A 17,389-nucleotide genomic window follows, 5' to 3' on the forward strand; every position below is an offset into this window, starting at 1 on the left:
GCTACTGGAGGGTGAGCCGGGCGACGTTGTCCCGGCGATACGGCGCGAGATCGACGGGCGCGCCGCGCCAGGTCAAGTCTACCCCGTTGACATTGCCGATCACGACACGATACGGGGCGCCCGCCACGTCCAGCTCATACGGTTCGCCGGCGGGAATGATCCGCGACACCGCCACGGTGCCGTCGGCGCGCCGGACTTCCACCCAGCTTGCCTGCTTCAGGGTCAGGGCAAGGCCGGGCGCCGGAGCTGGCGCCGCTGCGGCGGGGGCCGGTTCGGGCGCAGGCGTGGGTAGGGGCGCGGGTGCGACCGGAGCGGTGGACGCCGGCGCGGCCTCCGCCGGCGTGGCCGGCGCCGGTTCAGCCGTCGTGGCCAGCGGCGTTTCAGTCTGGACCGAGGTCATGCCTGCCGCGGGCGTCTCCAGGCCGGCCGTGGAAGCCTGCCCGAACGAAAGCTTGCCTTGCTGGCTGAGCGCGTAGCCCAGCAGGACCAGCGCCAGCACCGCCATCACGCCGCCCACCAGCCAAGGGGCCAGCCTCCTGCGGCTGGCGGCCACCGGCCAGGCGCGGCCCGACGAATGCGCCAGCGGGCTGGACAACGACGACGCCTGCTCGAGCGACACCGGATCGGCCACCTGCAGCTGCGGCGACAGCGCCTGCAGCAAAGGCGCCGGATCCTGGTCCAGCAGCCGTGCGTAATTGCGCACGAAGCCCCGCAGCGGCATGCCTTGCGGCAGCTCGCTCCACTGTTCGTTCTCGAGCGCGCGGATCTGGCGCACGGCGAACTTCAGGCGATCGGACACATATTCCTGCGACCAGCCACGCGCCTCGCGCAGGCGTGCCAGCTCCGGCCCTACCGACGACGAAGACGGCGAGCCGGCGGCGGGCGCCTGGCCCTCCTGCCTTCCGGCGGCACCGGTTTCGTGGGGTTCAGACATCGACGACTCCTTGTCCGGCCCTGCCGCAACGGCCGGACCGGCACCGCGGTTGCATCATTCGCGCACCTCCACGATGCGGCCGAAGCGGGTCTCGCCCGCCAGGCGTTCCTTGAGGCGGGTGCGATCCTTGACCTCGCCGGCCAACTGCCCGCAGGCCGCGTCGATGTCGTCGCCGCGCGTCTTGCGCACGGTGGTGACGATGCCGGCGTCCATCAGGCGCTGCGCGAACAGCCTGACACGGGCCGTGGGCGAGCGCTTGAGCCCGGACTGCGGGAAGGGATTGAACGGAATGAGGTTGAACTTGCACGACACCTGCCGCGCAATGTCTATCAATTGCTTGGCATGCTCGTCGCCATCGTTGATGCCGTCGAGCATGACGTATTCGAAAGTGATGAAGTCGCGCGGGGCGAACTCGAGGTAGCGCTGGCACGCCGCGATCAGCTCCCGCAGCGGATACTTGCGGTTCAGCGGCACGAGGTCGTCGCGCAACGCGTCGTTGGGCGCGTGCAGCGACACCGCCAGCGCGACCGGGCAGTCGCGCGAGAGACGGTCCATCATCGGCACCACGCCCGACGTCGACACCGTGACCCGGCGGCGCGACAACCCATAGGCATTGTCGTCCAGCATCAGGCGCAGCGCCGATACCGTGTTGTCGTAGTTGAGCAGGGGTTCGCCCATGCCCATCATGACGACGTTGCTGATGACCCGGTCGTCCTGCGTGGCCAGCGGCGCGGGCATGCCGCCCGACAGGCGCGCGCCGTCGCGGTCGGCCTCGACCGTGCGGCGCGCCAGCCACAGCTGGCCGATGATCTCGTCGACCCCCAGGTTGCGGTTGAAGCCCTGGTGGCCGGTGGAACAGAAACGGCAGGCGACGGTGCAGCCGGCCTGCGTCGATATGCACAGCGTGCCGCGGTCGTCCTCGGGAATGAAGACGGTTTCGATGGCATTGCCGTTGCCGACGTCCAGCAGCCACTTGCGCGTGCCGTCGGCCGACTTGTGGGCGGTGACGACCTCGGGCAGCCGTACCTCGCAATGTCGCGCGAGCTTTTCGCGGAAGGACTTGGCCAGATCCGACATCTGCTCGAAATCGTCCACGCCGCGCTGGTGCAGCCAGCGCTGCAACTGCTTGGCGCGGAACGGCTTGTCCCCCCATTTTTCCACCAGCGAGGCGAGCTCGGCCCCGTCCAGCCCCAGCAGGTTGATGCGCGGGGATTCGGAACGTGGAACCTCGGCCTGCGCGGCCTCGGCGAGCGGCGAGATAGTATTCATCCCGGCCTCCTGGGAAAAACGGACATCCGGGCTCAGCGGCTGTGGATGTTCAGTTCGGGGAAGAAGAAGGCGACTTCAACCTTGGCGGTCTCGACGGCGTCCGAGCCATGCACGGCGTTGGCGTCGATGCTGTCGGCGAAATCGGCGCGGATCGTGCCCTTCTCGGCCTTCTTCGGATCGGTCGCGCCCATCAGGTCGCGGTTCTTCTGGATGGCGTTCTCGCCTTCCAGCACTTGCACGAACACGGGACCGGAGACCATGAAGTCGACCAGGTCCTTGAAGAAGGGGCGCGCGGCATGCACGGCATAGAAGCGCTCGGCGTCGCTGCGCGAGAGTTGCATCATGCGCGCGGCGACGACCTTGAGGCCGGCAGCCTCGAAACGGGAAACGATCTGGCCGATGACGTTCTTGGAAACGGCGTCCGGCTTGATGATCGACAGGGTGCGCTCGATAGCCATCAAAAACTCCAATAAAAACAAATACTTTGAGGGGAACTTAAACGTTAAATTGTATCACGGCTCCTTGACAGGACCGCTACCCCCGCCCCCCTCGGACGGACCGTGCCGGTCCTACTGGAACCGGGCGGAACCCTGCGGCATACTTGGGGTCAGACACATCATGCCCTCGCGGGGCGAAACAGAGCAAAAAGACCACAAGGAGTCGCTCGACCATGAACGATCTACGCACTTCTCCCTTCAACAGGACCGGGACTGCGCCCGGCGAAGTCGCGCGCAATCGCGTATTGCGCAACACCTACTGGCTGCTCGCGCTGTCGCTGATCCCCACCGTGCTGGGCGCGGCGATCGGCGTGGGCACCGGTCTCGCCCAGGTCATGGGCGGCAGCCCCGGCCTGACCACCATGGTGTTCCTGATCGGCGCCTTCGGCCTCATGTTCGCCATCCAGAAGAACAAGGACAACGGGCTGGGCGTCGCCCTGCTGCTGGCCTTCACCTTCTTCATGGGACTGATGCTGTCCCGCATGATCGGCTTCGTCATGGGCATGGCCAACGGGTCCACGCTCATCATGACCGCCTTCGGCGGCACCGCCGTGGTGTTCGGCACCATGGCCCTGCTGTCCACCACGATCAAGCGCGACCTGTCCGGCCTGGGCAAATGGCTGTTCGTCGGCGCCATCCTGATCCTCGTGGCGGCCCTGGCCAATATCTTCCTGCAACTGCCGGCGCTGATGCTGACCATCTCGGTCCTGGCCATCGGCATCTTCTCGGCCTTCATGCTGGTCGACCTGCAGCGCGTCGTCAACGGCGGCGAGACCAACTATGTCTCGGCCACCCTGGCGATCTACCTGGACATCTATAACGTCTTCGTGAACCTGCTGATGCTCCTGGGCATCTTCGGCGGAGAACGAGAGTAGAAGATCCCCCCTACGCGCTTACGCGCGCCCCCCAGGGGGCGGCACTGGCGGACCGGCGGAGCCGGATCCGCTGTGCCCTGGGTCTGGGGGCACTCAGGAAATAAAAACGGCCTTGCTTGCACGCAAGGCCGTTTTCTTTTTCAACCGAACCGGATGCCAGGCAGCATCGCCAGTCCCCGCCAGCCCGTTGGTACCCCAGGATGCGCTGGATCCGGCTTTGCCGGTCCACCCGCATCGCCCCCTTGAGGGGGCGCCCGAAGGGCGTGGGGGTGGGCTTCCCTTCCGGTCCGCCAGTGCCGCCCCCTGGGGGGCGCGCGTCAGCGCGTAGGGGGGGATTCATTCCAGCACAGCGATGGATTCCACGTGGGCGGTATGGGGGAACATGTTGACCACGCCTGCCGCCTTCAAGGTATAGCCGCCCTCGTGCACCAGGATGGCGGCGTCGCGGGCCAGGGTGGCGGGGTTACAGGAGACGTAGACGATGCGCCGGGGGCGGTCGGCGCCCAGTGTCGTCAGGGCTTTGGCGACGGCCAGGGCGCCTTCGCGCGGGGGGTCGATCAGCATGCGGTCGAAGTGGCCCAGGCTGCGCAGCCACGCCTCGTCCACCTCGAACAGGTTCAGGGTCGAGAATGCCGTATGCGCGTCCACGCCATGCCGGCGGGCGGCTTCCAGCGCCCGGTCGGTCAGGGCCTGGCTGCCTTCCACGCCCACCACCTCGCGGCAGCGGGTCGCCAGCGCCAGCGTGAAATTGCCCAGGCCGCAGAACAGGTCGGCCACCCGATCCCCGGGCTGGGGGTCGAGCAGCGCGATTGCGCGCGACACCAGCACCCGGTTGATCGCGTGGTTGACCTGGGTGAAGTCGGTCGGCTTGAAGGGCATGCGCAGCCCGAACTCCGGCAGCGTGTAGGCCAGTCCGTCGATGTCCTCGGGCTCCAGCGGATGGACCGTGTCGGGGCCCTTGGGCTGTAGCCACCAATGGATGCCATGGCGCGCCGCGAATGCGCGCAGCACGGCCAGGTCCTCGTCCACCAGCGGGACCAGGTGGCGCAGCACCAGCACGACCTGGCTATCGCCCACGGCGACCTCGATCTGCGGCACGCGGTCGCGCGCGGGCATGGCCGCGACCATCTCGCGCAAGGGCACCAGCAGCGAAGCCACATGCGGATGCAGGACATGGCATTCGCGCATGTCGGCCACGTAGCTGCTCTTGCGCTCGCGAAAGCCCACCAGCACCCCGCCCTTCTTCACGACCACCCGCACCGACAGCCGCGCGCGGTAGCGGTATCCCCAGGCCGGGCCGTGGATGGGCGGCAGGACACGTTGCGGCACCAGCTTGCCGATGTGCCAGAGGGTGTCTTCCAGCACGCGTTGCTTGATCGCCACCTGCGCCGCCGGATCCACGTGCTGCATGGCACAGCCGCCGCACACGCCGAAATGCGCGCAGCGCGGCGCCACGCGCTGCGACGACGCCCGCACCACGCTCTCGACCTCGGCCAGTTCGTAGGAGGGCTTGCGCTTGGTCACCTTCAGCATCACGCGTTCGCCGGGCAGCGCGCCATCGACGAACACCACCTTGCCCTGGCGGCGCGCGATACCGCGCCCTTCCAGGTCCACCGATTCGATGGCCACGGAACCATCGTCGGATTCGACGGCAACAGCCGCCCCTTCCAGGCCGTCCGCGGCCGCGATTTCTGCTTCTTGACTCATGTTCGGAATATCAGTTTTCCCGCGCGGCGTGCTAGCGCGAGGCGGGCCAGTTCGCCAGGTATTCACGCCAGTGAGGCAGGTCCAGCGTTTCCAGCGTGCTGCGCACGAGGTCCACTTCGGCGTCGTACTGGCTGCGCGACAGCATGCCGCGCATCAGCCGGAAGCGGCAGTAGACCAGCCAGGTGTTGACGACGTCGGTCTCGCAATAGGCGCGCACCTCTTCCTGGCGCCCGGAACTCCACGCGGGCCAGACCTGGCTGCCGTCCATGCCCATCTTGCCCGGGAAGCCGCACAGCTTGGCCAATTCGTCCAGGGGCGCGTTGGCGCGTCCATTGTATTTCGCCAGCAGGTCCATCAGGTCGCAATGCCGGTTGTGGTAGCGGCTGATGTAGTTGCTGTAGCGGAAATCGCGGTCGTCCTCGCCCATGTCCCAGTAGCGCGAGGCCTGGATGCCATGGATCAGCCCGCGATAGTGCAGGACCGGCAGGTCGAAGCCCGAGCCGTTCCAGCTGATGAGCTGCGGCGTGTAGCGATCGATGGTCTTGAAGAAACCGGAGATCAGCGTGGCCTCGGGATCGTCGGCCTTGCCTATGCACTTGACGCGAAACCCGTCGTCATCGCGGAACACGCACCCCACCACCGCGATTTTCTGCAGGTGCAGCGGCAGGAAGTCGTGCCCCACGGCTTCGCGGCGGGCCGCCGTGGCACGCTCGACCACCTCGGCATCGGGGACGTCCTCGCCCCACCCGTTCAGCGCGCGCAGGCCTTCCACGTCGGGAATGGTTTCCAGGTCGAAGACCAGCATCGGTGTCATGGCGGGCCTCAGCGCGGCGGCAGGTAGCCGGCCGGATCGACGGGACGGCCCTGGCGCCTGATCTCGAAATGCACGCGCGGCGACTCGGCGTCGGTGCTGCCCAGTTCGGCGATCTTCTGCCCACGCCGCACGGCCTGCCCTTCCTTGACCAGCATGGCGCGGTTGTGCGCGTAGGCGGACAGGAAGGTGTTGTTGTGCTTGATGATGATCAGTTGCCCGTAGCCGCGCAGGCCGCTGCCGCTATAGACCACCTTGCCGTCGCCCGCGGCCAGCACGGGATCGCCCGGGGTGCCGGCGATGTCCAGGCCCTTGTTGCGGGTCTCGTGGAAGTTCTCGATGATCTTGCCGTTGGCGGGCCAGCCCCACTCCACCCGCTCGCTGGCCGGATCGTTGCGCGCGGCGGGCGGCGTGGCCGGAGTCGCCGGCGGCGCCACGGGTTCGGCCGGCGCCGGGGACGGCGTCGCGGGGGCAGGCGCCGGCGTGCCCAGCGGCCGCGAGGCCGACTGCGACGGCGCGGGTACCGGCGTGACCTGCGCCACGCTGGAATCGGCGGGCTTGGCGGTGGTCGAACCTGGGCGCGTCACGCGCAGGACCTGGCCCGGCCGGATCTGGTTGGGGTCCTCGAGGCTGTTCCACTGCGCGATGTCGCGCCAGTCCTCGCCGTGGTCCAGGGCGATACGGATCAGCGTGTCGCCGCGCTTGACGATGTAGGTATCGGCATCGATCAGTCGCGAGGATTCGCGGCCCGCGGTGGCCGCGGGGCCGCTCGGCTGCTTGGCCGGCGTGGTCCGGTCGACGACCGGTACCGTCCTGGGTGCCGTGCCGCAGGCCGCGAGCACCAATGCGCAGCCCGTCCAGAGCAGCACCTGTCGTGCGGTCCTTTCGAGCGTCCCCGCGCCCAGGCGGGGTCGATTGGTTTCGTCGCGGCCCGGCTTGCGCCAATTCTGCATCCCAGATCTCCTATTCATTACAACAACACGCCGGACTGCAGGGGCACGAAGCGCACCGCCTCCAGTTCGGTTCGCACCCAGCTCTGGGCTCCGGTGCGCTCGATCATGACCAGTCGCTGCCTGGCCCCCCCTTCCGGGGCCACCAGACGGCCCCCGACCGCCAGTTGCGCCAGCAGCGCATCGGGTATCTTCAGCCCCGCGGCCGCGACGACGATGGCGTCGAACGGCGCGGCGCTCGGCACGCCCAGCATGCCGTCGCCGAACACCAGGCGCACATGGGGAAGCCGGAAAGGCCGCAGTTGATTGCGGGCCAGTTCGTGCAAGGCCTTGATGCGCTCGATGGAATACACCTCGCGCGCCACGCCCGCCAGCACGGCGGCCTGGTAGCCGCACCCTGTTCCGACCTCCAGCACCTTGCCGAGTTCGCGCCCGTTGCGGGCCGCGGCGATCATGCGCGCCACGATCCAGGGCTGCGAAATGGTCTGCCCATGGCCGATGGGCAACGCCGCGTCCTCGTAGGCGCGGCTGGCCAGGGCCTCGTCGACGAATCGATGGCGCGGGATCGCGTGGACCGCCTCGAGCACGCGCTCGTCCGCGATGCCCTGCGCGCGCAGCCGCGCCACCAGCGCGGCGCGCATGCGCTCGGAATTGAGTCCGTGATTGGCCTCGCGCGCCGGCGTGCGGACCTGGATGGGTGCCGGCACGATCAGCCTGGCGGGCGCCACCCGGGTGTTGCTGTTCGTGGCCCGCGCCTCGTCGGGGCGCAGCGGCCGCGCGGGCGTGCCGCGGGCGACCGGCGGACGCCCGGTGGTGACGCGCGTATTGCTGTTCGCCGCCGTGACCGGCGGCAACGGCGCGGCGGGCCGCCGGGCGGCCGCGGCGCGGGCTTCCGCCCCCTCCCGCCGCGGCGCCGGCGCCGGGGTCAACGGTTTGCGCCTATCCATTCCGTGGGGATCCATTCGCGCATGGGTTCGAGCTGTGCGTTGTGCGTGAGATCGAACCGCAGCGGCGTGACCGACACCGCGCCGTCGGCGCAGGCGTGGAAGTCAGTGCCGGGCGTGGCGTCGGCGGCCTTGCCCGCCGGGCCGATCCAATAGACCGGTTCGCCGTACGGGGTGGACGAACGCACCACCGGCTCCGAAGGGTGGCGCCGGCCGAGTCGGGTCACGCGGGGAGGCTTGAGTTCGGACAGGGGCAGGTTCGGGATATTGACGTTCAGCAGGCTGGGCGCGGCCAGCGGATTGGCGATGAAACGCTCGACGAAGCTGCGGGCGGCCGCCGCCGCCGCGTCCAGGTGCGTCCAGCCCTTGGATACCTGCGAAAAGGCGATCGACGGCAGGCCGAACAGATAGCCTTCGGTAGCCGCGGCGACCGTGCCGGAGTACAGCGTATCCTCGCCCATGTTCTGTCCGTCGTTGATGCCGGACACCACCAGGTCGGGGCGCCGGTCCAGGAGCCCGGTCAGCGCCACGTGCACACAATCGGACGGCGTCCCGTTGACGTACAGGAAGCCGTTGGCCGCGGTGCGTACCGACAGCGGCCGATCGAGCGTGAGCGAATTCGACGATCCGCTGCGATTGGTCTCGGGCGCGACGACGATCAGTTCGGCCAGCGGCCGCAGCGCCTCGACCAGCGCGGCCAGCCCGGGCGCGAAATAACCGTCGTCGTTGGAAATCAATATCAACATCTATCGCCCCGACCTCTTACGCAATGCGATCTCCAGTTGGCGTCACCATGGGATAAAAAAAGCCCGCACGGCGTCCCTGCGAGCTAGTGTCGTCCGGAAAACCGGCAGCCTCCCGGTCGCTTGACAGTTCCGGTCCCGCGTCCGTTTCCGGCCCGCCGAGTGCCCCCGGATTGTACATGAGCCCCCCGGCTGCCGTGGCGCTTTCCCCGGGGAAAGCCGCCTCGGGCCCTAGCCCGGGGCGGGCGACTGCCGCTCGTACGCCGCCACCAGCGCATCCAGGAAACCCCGCACCGCCGGCACCAGGCCCCGCCGCGACGGAAACACCGCCTGCACGATGCCTTCCGGCGGAGAATACCGGGCCAGCGTGACACGCAGCAGGCCAGCCTCGACGTCGGCCGCCACCATCGGCCAGGGCAGGCAGGCGATGCCCAGTCCCTGCAGCGCCGTGCTGCGCAGCGTGTTCAGGTCGTCGACCGACAGGCGCGGCACGTGCCCTACGGACACTTCCGCGCCGTCCGGGCCGACGAACCGCCAGACATGCCGCTCGGCCGCCTGCATCATGCTGAGCGTGGGCAGGCGTTCGAGGTCGCGGATATCCTGCGGTTCGCCGTGGCGCGCGAAGAAGTCCGGCGTGGCCACCAGCACCAGCCTGCTGGTGGCCAGGGGACGCACGACCAGTTCGGAGTCCTCCAGCGGCGGCGTACGCACTCGCAATGCGAGATCGAAGCCCTCCTCCACCACGTCCACCCGGCGCGAGGTGGCGTCTATCTGCACGCGCACCTGCGGATAGCGCTCCAGGTACTGCGCGACGATGGCACCGATGTCGCTATGCAACAACGTCACCGGGCAGCTGAAGCGGATCAGCCCTTGCGGCTGCGACGTCGTCCTGTCCACCGCTTCGCGGGCGGCGGCGGCCTCGGCGGCCAGCGCCGCGCAGTGCTGGTAGTAGGTCTGCCCGATCTCGGTCACCGATATCTTGCGCGTGGTGCGATGTAGCAGCCGCACGCCCAGTTCGTCCTCCAGGGCGGCGATGCGCCGGCTGATGCGCGAGACCGGGATGCCCAATGCCTGGGCGGTCGCGGTATAGCCGCCGTGTTCGACCACCTTGGCAAACAGATACATGTCGTTGAGGTCCTGCATGGTCCCCCCGGACGCTGAATTATTCCAAATATAGAAAAGTAATTCCCAGTGGCGGCAGTTTAAAAAGAATTATTGTCGCTATATCTTGTCGATGTGGCGGAAGTCATCCGCATTAACCCTAAGAATTCGACGAACTAGGAATCTTCATGAATATCCTGCACATCGACTCGAGCTCCACCGGCGCCGCCTCGGTATCCCGCGAACTGACCGCCGCGGTCGTGGAGGCCCTGCGCCACAGCGAACCGCGATCGACGGTCAAGCACCGCGATCTGGTTGCCCAGCCGCCGGCGCACCTGGACGGGGCCCTGCTGCAATCGCTGCGCCCCCAGCCCGGTGCCGTGTTCCCCGATGACGAGGGGTTCCGCAAGGAAGTCGCCTATACCGACGAGCTGCTGGCCGAATTCCTGGCCGCCGACGTGGTGGTGATCGGCGCCCCGATGTACAACTTCTCGATTCCTTCCCAGTTGAAGGCCTGGATCGACCGTGTCGCCCAGGCCGGCAAGACCTTCCGCTACACCGCCAACGGTCCCGAGGGCCTGGCCGGCGACAAGAAAGTCGTGATCGTTTCTTCGCGCGGCGGCAAGTATGCCGGCACGCCGGTCGAGACCCTGCTGGATCACCAGGAGTCCTACCTGCGGGCGGTGCTCGGTTTTTTCGGCGTGACCGACGTGAGCGTCCTGCGCGCCGAGGGTGTCGCGCTGGGCGGCGAGGCACGCGAAGCGGCCGTCAACCAGGCGCTGGAACAGGCCGGCCTGCTGGCCGAGGAGCTGGCCGCCGCGGCCTGAGGCCAGGATGCGGAACGGGTCCCGCCGTCCGGGGCCTGTTCCCGCTAGGAGGAGCCTCGCGTACCGTAAAGCAGCAACAGCAGCCCCAGCACGACCAGTACCATGCCGCCGCGTTCGCGGCGGCTGGCGTGCTGGGCGAAGATCCGCCGCGAGGCGAACTGCGCGAACAGCACCTCCACCAGGCCCAGCGTGCGGACGTTGGCCGCCGAGGTCAGCGCGAAGCCGATATACCAGCACTGGGACGCGAACGCGCCCATGAAACCCGCCGGCAGCGAAGAGCGCCATTGCGCCAGCACGCCGCGCAGCACGTCGCGGCGGAACGCAGCCTGCCAGAGCACCAGCGCGCCCGTCTGCATGATCAGGCCCGCGACCAGCGTCACGCTGGCGCGCGTGGCGAACGAACCGCTGTCCAGCGCCACGATGGCGCCGCGAAAGGCCACCGCCGACAAGGCGAAGAAAGCCCCGGAAGCGATGCCCAGCAGCGCCGGCCGCCAGTTGCTGCCCGCCCCCGCGCCAGGCTTCCACGACATGGCCACCACGCCCGCCGTCGCCACCAGGACCGCGCAGGCGCCCATGAGCGAAAGCGGGTCGCCCAGCACCACCACGGCGAAGATGGCGACCAGCACCGGCTCGGTCTTCACATAGACCGTGCTGAGCGCGAAGTTGCGCAGTTGCATGGTGGCCAGCATCAGCACGGTCGCCAGGATCTGCGCCGCGGCGGCGGCCGCCGAATACAGCAGGAAACGGCTGTCCAGGTGCGGCAGGGAGTCGCCTCCCACCGCCAGCACCCCGGCTAGGAACACCAGGGCGAACGGCAGGCCGTACAGGAAGCGGACTTGCGCCGCCCCGAGCGTGCCCAGCGTTTCAGTCAGCCGGTGCTGCATGGTGTTGCGCGCCGTTTGCGCGGCGGCGGCGATGAGCGTGGCGGGAATCCAGAGCAGCGAGATGTCCAAGGGCGTGGCCTGCGATCGATCAGCCGGCGATGATACCGCGCCGCCCTACCCTTCGCCCCGGTTGCGTTCGGCCAGGTAACGGCCGGGCGGCTTGCCCATGGCCTTCCTGAACATCGTGATGAAGGCGCTGACCGACTCGTAGCCCAGGTCCATCGCCACGCGCTGCACTGCCATGCCGGCGGACAGGCGCTGCAGCGCGACGATGACGTGCAGTTGCTGGCGCCAGCGGCCGAAACTCATGCCCGTCTCCGCCTTGATCAACCGGGCCAGGCTGCGCTCGCTCATCGCCACCTGCTGCGCCCACTCGGCCACGGTGTTGCGGTTCGCGGGGTCGGACGCCAGCGCGTCGGCGATGCGGCGCAGGCGGCTGTGCGCGGGCACGGGCAGGTGCAGTTGCTCGGTGGGCATGCGCCCCAGTTGTTCCAGCAGCACGCCCACCAGGCGGTGGGTCGGCCCGTCGGGCGGATAGTCGGTGGAGTCGGCCGCCAGGTACAGGATCAGTTCGCGCAACAGCGGCGAAATCGACAGCGTGCAGCACACTTCGGGCAACGGGGCCGTGTCCGGCTCGACGAACAGCAGGCAGACCTGGCCATGCTGCGACACCCTGTTGCTGTGCGCCATGCCGGGAGGAATCCAGACCGCGCATTGCGGCGGCACCATCCACAGGCCGGTGGGCACATGGCAGGTGACCGAACCCCGCAGCGCCAGGATCAACTGGCCCTTGCGATGCCGGTGCACCGGCTGTTCGCTGCGGCGCTGCTGCGCCGTCAGGTGCACCGCCACCACGGGCGCGACCGTGGCGTCCGGATCGAACTCGGCGAAGGCGGCTTCGAATGCTGGCATGGCGAACGTTTGGCAGATTTTGGCAATTTAATGTCATCTTATCCAAAGACAGACAGGCGCAAAATGCCTACAGTCCATGGGTATCGTTTCCGATTGCCGCCCCATGCTCCCGCTTTCCGCTTCGCATTCCGTGTCTCGCCAAGCCTGGCTCATCGCCGGCATCCTGCTGATCGCCTCCAACCTGCGCGCGCCGGTCACCGGCGTGGCGCCCGTGCTGGACATGATACGGACCAGCCTGGACCTGACCGCCGCCCAGGCGGGCCTGCTCACCACCCTGCCCCTGCTGGCCTTCGCCGCCGGATCGCCCATCGCGGCCCTGGCTGCCCGCCGGCACGGCCTGGAACGCACGCTGATGGCGGCGCTGCTGACCCTGGTGGCGGGCCTGTGCCTGCGGTCCTCCGGCGCGGTCTGGGCCCTGTTCGCCGGGACCCTGCTGATCGGCGGTGCCATCGCCTTCGGCAACGTGCTGCTGCCCAGCCTGCTCAAGCGCGATTTCCCCGGACGCATCGCCAGCCTGACCTCCGCCTATGCGCTGACGATGGGCGTGGCCTCGGGCCTCGCCTCGATGATCGCGGTGCCGCTGGCGCTCTGGTCCGCCGGCCCGGGGTGGCCGCTGGCCCTGCTCGCCCCCATCGTGATCGCCATCGCCAGCGCCCTCGTCTGGCTGCCTCAACTGCGCACCCCGGCTCCGGTCGCGGCGCCCGCCGGTCCCACCCAGGCCCGCCCCCGGCCGGTGTGGAAATCGGCGCTGGCGTGGCAGATCACGCTGTTCCTCGGCCTGAACTCGCTGGTGTATTACATCGTTTCCAGCTGGCTGCCCTCCATGCTGCACGACGCCGGCTACCCGCCGGGCTCGACCGGATCGGTCCATGGCATGTTGCAGATCGCCTCGGCCGTCGTCGGCCTGCCGCTGCTCGCGCTGGTGCGCCGCGTGCGCGACCAGCGCTGGCTGGCGGTCGGCTGCACGGGACTGTCCATCGCGGCCCTGCTGGGCCTGCTGGTCGCTCCATCGTGGGCCGCGGCGTGGGCCATCCTGTATGGCTGCGGCGGCGGCGCGTCCATCATCCTGGGGCTGGCATTCGTCAGCCTGCGTGTCGGCAACGCACAGCAGGCGGCCGCGCTGTCCGGCATGGCCCAGGCCGTGGGCTATTTGCTGGCCGCGGGCGGTCCCACCGCCATCGGCGCGGTACACGACCTCACGGGCGGATGGACGGTCGCGCTGCTGATCTGCCTGGTCTTTGCCTGCGCCCAGGCCGTGTTCGGCCTGTACGCCGGACGGCACCGCCAACTGGCCTAGGGCCCGAGACACATAACAGCTTTGATGGCCCGACGATAGGCGGGCCCGGCTCCTCCTTCTAAAGTGTGGCGTGAAAAGAACCACAACAGAGGAGATGTCCATGGGTTTTCATCGACGACGCGCCTGCCTGGCGCTGACGCAGGCGGCGCTCCTGCTGGCCGTGGCCGGCGGCGCGGGGGCGGCCGGATTTCCCGATCGCGCGCTGCGGCTCGTCGTTCCGTTTCCCGCCGGAGGCGCCGCCGACATCATGGCACGCGGCCTGGCCCAGCAACTGACGGAGCAACTGGGCCAGCAGGTGGTGATCGAAAACCGCGGCGGCGCGGGCGGCACGACGGCTGCCGAGGCCGTCGCCCACGCGGCCCCGGACGGCTACACGCTGTTCTTCGCCACCATGGGCACGCAGGCCATCAACCCCTCGCTGTACCCCAAGCTGCGCTACGACCCCATCAAGGATTTCGAATACGTCAGCCTGACCCACACCACGCCGCGCGTGCTGGTCGTCCATCCCTCGGTGCCGGCGAAGACCGTGGAAGAACTGATCGCGCTGGCGAAGGCGCAGCCTGGCGCGCTGACCTACGGCTCGGCCGGCAACGGCAGCTCCAGCCACCTGTCGGGCGCGTTGTTCGCATCGATGGCGGATGTGCGGCTGCTGCACGTTCCCTACAAGGGCAGCGCTCCGCTGCTGAACGACGTGCTGGCGGGACGGGTGTCCATGACCTTCGATTCGTACGCGGTGTATGCCGAGCACATACGCAGCGGCAAGGTACGCGCGCTGGGCGTCACCAGCCTCAAGCGCATGAGCGCGCTGCCCGACGTGCCGGCGATCGCCGAAGCCGGCCTGCCCGGCTACGACGTCTCGAACTGGCTCGGGCTGCTGGCCCCCCGGGGCACGCCGGCAGCGGTAGTGGACCGGTTGCACGGCGCCGTGGTCCGCGGCATGGCGGACGAGTCCGCGCGGCGCCGGCTGGCGGGCATGGGAATAGAAGCGACCTCCAGCACGCCGGCCGAATTCGTCGACATGGTCAGGGCCGAGATTCCCAAGTGGGAAGCCGTGGTGAAGAAATCCGGCGCGACGGTCGACTAGGGGCTGCCCAGCGGCTCAGGCGCCCCAGCCCACCGCGCGCATCGTCACGCCCATGTCCGCGGTGGCGCCCGGCGCGATTTCCAGCACGTCGTCCCAGACCCGGGCCGTCTCGATGCACAACATGTCGCGCCAGGCATCGGGACGGAACTGCGACAGGCGCAGCGATTTGTCCACCCAGGGGTTCCAGACCACGGCCGAACGCGAGCCCGCCGCGTGGATCTGGATGCTGCGCCGCCAGCCCGGATCGCGGATCTGTATCGGTCCGGACAGGCCGGTATAGATGCGGTCGGTTTCCCCCCGGATGGCCAGCGGCCCCTCCTGCACCTGCGAGCTCCAGCCCCTCAAGGTATCGACGTAGGCCGCGCCGTCCAACCCTTCGATCGCCACGTCGCGTGCGTCGCTCACGGCGAAATAGGTATGCAGCGCCTGGCTCAGGGCCAAGGTGTCCGGACCCAGGTTGCGGGTGGACAGGGTCAGCGTGAGCGCATCGCCCAGGCGGATATCCAGCGCCACGGCGGCCGGGTGGTTCCAGCCGCCGTGGCCGGCCGGCAGGTCCAGCCGCAGCCGCAGGCACGCGGCGTCGCCATCGACCCGCGCCCCGTCTTCCTGCCAGTCCAGCGCGCGTACGAAACCATGCGCCGGCGCGTCGGCGCCGGGCGCCAGCATCGCGCGGACCGCCTCGGGATTGCGGTCGAACTGGCCGAACCACGGCCAGCAGACGGGAATCCCGCCACGCAGCGACGAGCCGGTCCGGAATTCGGCCTGGTCGCTCAGCCATACCACCGGCGGCTGTCCGGTGGGTGCGTAGTACAGGACCTGCGCGCCCTGGCGCGCCACCAGCGCCTCGCCATGGGGAGAAACCAGGCGCCAGCACGGCAGGCTTTTGACGGTCGTGGCGACGACGGCCGCCGGACGGTGTGCGCTCATGCCTTCAATCCTCGTGCTTGTCGTGGGTGGCCGCGGCGCCCAGCTTCCAGTAGCCGGCCGCCTTGATCCATTCCTTGGGTAGCTGCCAGTTCTCGACCAAGACCTGGCGCACCCGCTTGGCCACGCCGGACTCGGCCGCGACCCAGGCGTACCAGTCGCCCTGCGGCTTGCCCAGCCCCGCCACGGCCTGCGCCAGCAGCTCGGGGCTGCCGGGCGCCACGCCGTCGCGATGGACCCAGCGGACGTCCACGTCGGCCCGCGTGTCGAACGACTGCTCCTCGGCTGCGTCGGCCACTTCGGCCACGACCACGGCGCGCGCGCCCGCGGGCAGTTCTTCCAGCCGGCGGGCGATGGCCGGCAGCGCGGTTTCGTCGCCCACCAGCAGATAGCCGTCGAACTCCCCTTCCATCACGAAGGAGCCGCGGGGACCGCCCACGCCCAGGTACTGCCCGGCTTCGGCGCGTGCCGCCCATTCGGCGGCGGGGCCGTCGCCATGCAGCGCGAACTCGATGTCGAGCTCGCCCGCCTGGGCGTCGTAGCGGCGCGGCGTGTAGTCGCGCGCCGCCGGACGGGGCTGGCCCTCGGGAAACACCATGCCGTTGGGCCCCGGCGTGGGCACCACCGGCCGCTGCTGGCCGGGCGCGGGAAAGAACAGCTTGACGTGATCGTCGTGCGCGGCGCTGGAGAAGCCGGCCAGGTCGTCGCCCTCCAGCGTCACCCGCAACAGGCGCGGCGTGACCTTGCGCACCGCGCGCACGCGCAGCAGGCGGAACTTCAGTTCGTGACGGACGCGGCGCACCGCGCGTTCGGTTTTTTCCATGATGGATCTTTCCAGAATGAGGTTGGAGGAGCGCCTACTTGCCCAGGATCTCGGCGGTGGCGCGTCTCAGGATGGCGGCGATGCGGATGGCCTCGCCGCCCTCACAGGCGCCTGCCTGGAGCAGCGCCTGCTTCAGGCCGTAGCGCGCCAGCATGAGGTCCTCGGGCGTGCCCGGCGCGATGGTGTCCAGGCCGTCCTCGCCTTCGAACACGCGGCGCACCTGCGCCATGCGGGCGCCCACCTTGGCGAGCTCGGCCAGGATGCGCTCGGCCTGCCCGCGATGGCGCGCCAGATGGGCGCTGCCTTCCTCGGTCAGGCGATAGCGCTTCTTCGTGCCTTCCACGGAGACCACCGCGTGGCCCACGTCCTCGAGGTAGGCCAACGCCGGATACACCATGCCCGAACTGGGGTTGTAGAAACCCGACGAGCGCTCGGCCAGTTGCTTGATCAGTTCGTAGCCGTGGCTGGGCTGCTCTTCCAGCAGCGCCAGCAGGATGAGCTGCAGGTCTTCGGCGGCGAGCTTGCGCCCCATGCGCATGCCCATGCCGCGTCCGCCAGGAGAAATCTCATTGCGTTGCATGACCGCCTCCAGCCCATTGCGGGCGGAATGGAATATCTAAAAACATATCTTTCGACATATCTTAAGACATAAAAAACAGGATGCCAAGACGGGAAACGCAGCTTGTGGGCTTATCCACCACTTCTGTGGACAAGCTTGGGGATAGCATGACGGGAGCGCGGCCGGAACCGCGTGGCGACAGGCTTGGAAACACTTGGCACAAAAGGCGGGCACCGGGCGCCCGCCTG

18 protein-coding genes are annotated in these 17,389 nt (G+C 68.8%); 4 read left to right on the forward strand and 14 right to left on the reverse strand.

Annotated elements, in window-relative coordinates; genetic code table 11:
* Position 1 precedes the first annotated feature (1 nt).
* Genes CDO46_RS19965 through ndk form a run of 3 tightly spaced genes read right to left on the reverse strand, consistent with a single transcriptional unit; the run spans position 2 to position 2,661 of the window.
* Complete coding sequence (locus CDO46_RS19965) at positions 2 to 934, reverse strand: RodZ domain-containing protein (RefSeq protein ID WP_087840210.1); 933 nt, start codon at positions 932 to 934, stop codon at positions 2 to 4.
* Between the two features lie 54 nt (positions 935 to 988).
* Positions 989 to 2,203: a 23S rRNA (adenine(2503)-C(2))-methyltransferase RlmN gene (rlmN, locus tag CDO46_RS19970; protein WP_087840211.1), complete on the reverse strand. Its 1,215-nt coding sequence runs from the start codon at positions 2,201 to 2,203 to the stop codon at positions 989 to 991.
* Positions 2,204 to 2,235: 32 nt separating this feature from the next.
* Complete coding sequence (gene ndk, locus CDO46_RS19975) at positions 2,236 to 2,661, reverse strand: nucleoside-diphosphate kinase (protein ID WP_087840212.1); 426 nt, start codon at positions 2,659 to 2,661, stop codon at positions 2,236 to 2,238.
* Positions 2,662 to 2,873: 212 nt separating this feature from the next.
* Here ndk and CDO46_RS19980 point away from each other — a divergent pair, with 212 nt between their 5' ends.
* Positions 2,874 to 3,575: a Bax inhibitor-1/YccA family protein gene (locus CDO46_RS19980; protein ID WP_087840213.1), complete on the forward strand. Its 702-nt coding sequence runs from the start codon at positions 2,874 to 2,876 to the stop codon at positions 3,573 to 3,575.
* Positions 3,576 to 3,911: 336 nt separating this feature from the next.
* Here the strand turns inward: CDO46_RS19980 and rlmD are convergent, their stop codons facing one another.
* From rlmD to CDO46_RS20010, 6 genes are all read right to left on the reverse strand, one after another.
* Positions 3,912 to 5,282, reverse strand: a complete 1,371-nt coding sequence (rlmD, locus tag CDO46_RS19985) for a 23S rRNA (uracil(1939)-C(5))-methyltransferase RlmD (protein ID WP_087840214.1) — start codon at positions 5,280 to 5,282, stop codon at positions 3,912 to 3,914.
* A gap of 31 nt (positions 5,283 to 5,313) precedes the next feature.
* Positions 5,314 to 6,096, reverse strand: a complete 783-nt coding sequence (locus CDO46_RS19990; protein ID WP_087840215.1) for a 3'-5' exonuclease — start codon at positions 6,094 to 6,096, stop codon at positions 5,314 to 5,316.
* Between the two features lie 8 nt (positions 6,097 to 6,104).
* A complete protein-coding gene (locus CDO46_RS19995) occupies positions 6,105 to 7,046 on the reverse strand; it encodes a peptidoglycan DD-metalloendopeptidase family protein (RefSeq protein ID WP_087840216.1) in 942 nt (313 codons plus the stop codon).
* A gap of 17 nt (positions 7,047 to 7,063) precedes the next feature.
* Positions 7,064 to 7,750, reverse strand: coding sequence for a protein-L-isoaspartate(D-aspartate) O-methyltransferase (locus CDO46_RS20000; RefSeq protein WP_338619168.1), 687 nt, complete (start codon positions 7,748 to 7,750; stop codon positions 7,064 to 7,066).
* A 218-nt stretch (positions 7,751 to 7,968) separates the two neighbouring features.
* A complete protein-coding gene (gene surE / locus CDO46_RS20005; RefSeq protein WP_087840218.1) occupies positions 7,969 to 8,733 on the reverse strand; it encodes a 5'/3'-nucleotidase SurE in 765 nt (254 codons plus the stop codon).
* Positions 8,734 to 8,961: 228 nt separating this feature from the next.
* Positions 8,962 to 9,873 (reverse strand): LysR substrate-binding domain-containing protein, encoded by a 912-nt coding sequence (locus tag CDO46_RS20010; protein WP_087840219.1) that lies wholly within the window; start codon positions 9,871 to 9,873, stop codon positions 8,962 to 8,964.
* 146 nt (positions 9,874 to 10,019) lie between these two features.
* Between CDO46_RS20010 and CDO46_RS20015 the strand changes: the two genes are divergently transcribed.
* Complete coding sequence (locus CDO46_RS20015) at positions 10,020 to 10,658, forward strand: FMN-dependent NADH-azoreductase (protein ID WP_087840220.1); 639 nt, start codon at positions 10,020 to 10,022, stop codon at positions 10,656 to 10,658.
* A 44-nt stretch (positions 10,659 to 10,702) separates the two neighbouring features.
* Here CDO46_RS20015 and CDO46_RS20020 read toward each other — a convergent pair whose 3' ends face one another.
* Together CDO46_RS20020 and CDO46_RS20025 are read right to left on the reverse strand one after the other, a co-directional pair.
* Positions 10,703 to 11,611, reverse strand: coding sequence for an EamA family transporter (locus CDO46_RS20020; protein ID WP_087840221.1), 909 nt, complete (start codon positions 11,609 to 11,611; stop codon positions 10,703 to 10,705).
* Between the two features lie 45 nt (positions 11,612 to 11,656).
* Positions 11,657 to 12,454, reverse strand: coding sequence for a helix-turn-helix domain-containing protein (locus CDO46_RS20025; RefSeq protein ID WP_087840222.1), 798 nt, complete (start codon positions 12,452 to 12,454; stop codon positions 11,657 to 11,659).
* A gap of 130 nt (positions 12,455 to 12,584) precedes the next feature.
* On the opposite strand from CDO46_RS20025, the gene CDO46_RS20030 reads away from it, so the two are divergent.
* Both CDO46_RS20030 and CDO46_RS20035 read left to right on the forward strand, forming a co-directional pair.
* Positions 12,585 to 13,751 carry an MFS transporter gene (locus CDO46_RS20030; RefSeq protein ID WP_243724353.1) on the forward strand — a complete coding sequence of 389 codons (1,167 nt, stop codon included), beginning with the start codon at positions 12,585 to 12,587 and terminating at the stop codon, positions 13,749 to 13,751.
* A gap of 100 nt (positions 13,752 to 13,851) precedes the next feature.
* On the forward strand, positions 13,852 to 14,835 hold the full coding sequence (locus CDO46_RS20035) for a tripartite tricarboxylate transporter substrate binding protein (RefSeq protein WP_087840224.1): 984 nt from the start codon (positions 13,852 to 13,854) through the stop codon (positions 14,833 to 14,835).
* A gap of 15 nt (positions 14,836 to 14,850) precedes the next feature.
* On the opposite strand, the gene CDO46_RS20040 is transcribed toward CDO46_RS20035, so the two are convergent.
* The 3 genes from CDO46_RS20040 to CDO46_RS20050 are packed head-to-tail and all read right to left on the reverse strand — an operon-like array spanning position 14,851 to position 17,162.
* On the reverse strand, positions 14,851 to 15,762 hold the full coding sequence (locus CDO46_RS20040) for a D-hexose-6-phosphate mutarotase (protein ID WP_087840225.1): 912 nt from the start codon (positions 15,760 to 15,762) through the stop codon (positions 14,851 to 14,853).
* A 4-nt stretch (positions 15,763 to 15,766) separates the two neighbouring features.
* Positions 15,767 to 16,582, reverse strand: coding sequence for a siderophore-interacting protein (locus tag CDO46_RS20045; protein ID WP_087840226.1), 816 nt, complete (start codon positions 16,580 to 16,582; stop codon positions 15,767 to 15,769).
* A 34-nt stretch (positions 16,583 to 16,616) separates the two neighbouring features.
* Positions 16,617 to 17,162, reverse strand: coding sequence for a PadR family transcriptional regulator (locus CDO46_RS20050; RefSeq protein ID WP_087840227.1), 546 nt, complete (start codon positions 17,160 to 17,162; stop codon positions 16,617 to 16,619).
* Between the last annotated feature and the right edge of the window lie 227 nt (positions 17,163 to 17,389).

This window comes from Pigmentiphaga sp. NML030171, assembly GCF_002188635.1.
Classification (GTDB): Bacteria; Pseudomonadota; Gammaproteobacteria; order Burkholderiales; family Burkholderiaceae_B; genus Pigmentiphaga; species Pigmentiphaga daeguensis.

What these genes read in the sequence shown, in the direction of transcription:
- CDO46_RS19965 (WP_087840210.1), bottom strand. Translation starts at nt 934, where the DNA reads ATGTCTGAACCCCACGAAACCGGTGCCGCCGGAAGGCAGGAGGGCCAG.
- rlmN (WP_087840211.1), bottom strand. Translation starts at nt 2,203, where the DNA reads ATGAATACTATCTCGCCGCTCGCCGAGGCCGCGCAGGCCGAGGTTCCA.
- ndk (WP_087840212.1), bottom strand. Translation starts at nt 2,661, where the DNA reads ATGGCTATCGAGCGCACCCTGTCGATCATCAAGCCGGACGCCGTTTCC.
- CDO46_RS19980 (WP_087840213.1), top strand. Translation starts at nt 2,874, where the DNA reads ATGAACGATCTACGCACTTCTCCCTTCAACAGGACCGGGACTGCGCCC.
- rlmD (WP_087840214.1), bottom strand. Translation starts at nt 5,282, where the DNA reads ATGAGTCAAGAAGCAGAAATCGCGGCCGCGGACGGCCTGGAAGGGGCG.
- CDO46_RS19990 (WP_087840215.1), bottom strand. Translation starts at nt 6,096, where the DNA reads ATGACACCGATGCTGGTCTTCGACCTGGAAACCATTCCCGACGTGGAA.
- CDO46_RS19995 (WP_087840216.1), bottom strand. Translation starts at nt 7,046, where the DNA reads ATGCAGAATTGGCGCAAGCCGGGCCGCGACGAAACCAATCGACCCCGC.
- surE (WP_087840218.1), bottom strand. Translation starts at nt 8,733, where the DNA reads ATGTTGATATTGATTTCCAACGACGACGGTTATTTCGCGCCCGGGCTG.
- CDO46_RS20010 (WP_087840219.1), bottom strand. Translation starts at nt 9,873, where the DNA reads ATGCAGGACCTCAACGACATGTATCTGTTTGCCAAGGTGGTCGAACAC.
- CDO46_RS20015 (WP_087840220.1), top strand. Translation starts at nt 10,020, where the DNA reads ATGAATATCCTGCACATCGACTCGAGCTCCACCGGCGCCGCCTCGGTA.
- CDO46_RS20025 (WP_087840222.1), bottom strand. Translation starts at nt 12,454, where the DNA reads ATGCCAGCATTCGAAGCCGCCTTCGCCGAGTTCGATCCGGACGCCACG.
- CDO46_RS20035 (WP_087840224.1), top strand. Translation starts at nt 13,852, where the DNA reads ATGGGTTTTCATCGACGACGCGCCTGCCTGGCGCTGACGCAGGCGGCG.
- CDO46_RS20040 (WP_087840225.1), bottom strand. Translation starts at nt 15,762, where the DNA reads ATGAGCGCACACCGTCCGGCGGCCGTCGTCGCCACGACCGTCAAAAGC.
- CDO46_RS20045 (WP_087840226.1), bottom strand. Translation starts at nt 16,582, where the DNA reads ATGGAAAAAACCGAACGCGCGGTGCGCCGCGTCCGTCACGAACTGAAG.
- CDO46_RS20050 (WP_087840227.1), bottom strand. Translation starts at nt 17,162, where the DNA reads ATGCAACGCAATGAGATTTCTCCTGGCGGACGCGGCATGGGCATGCGC.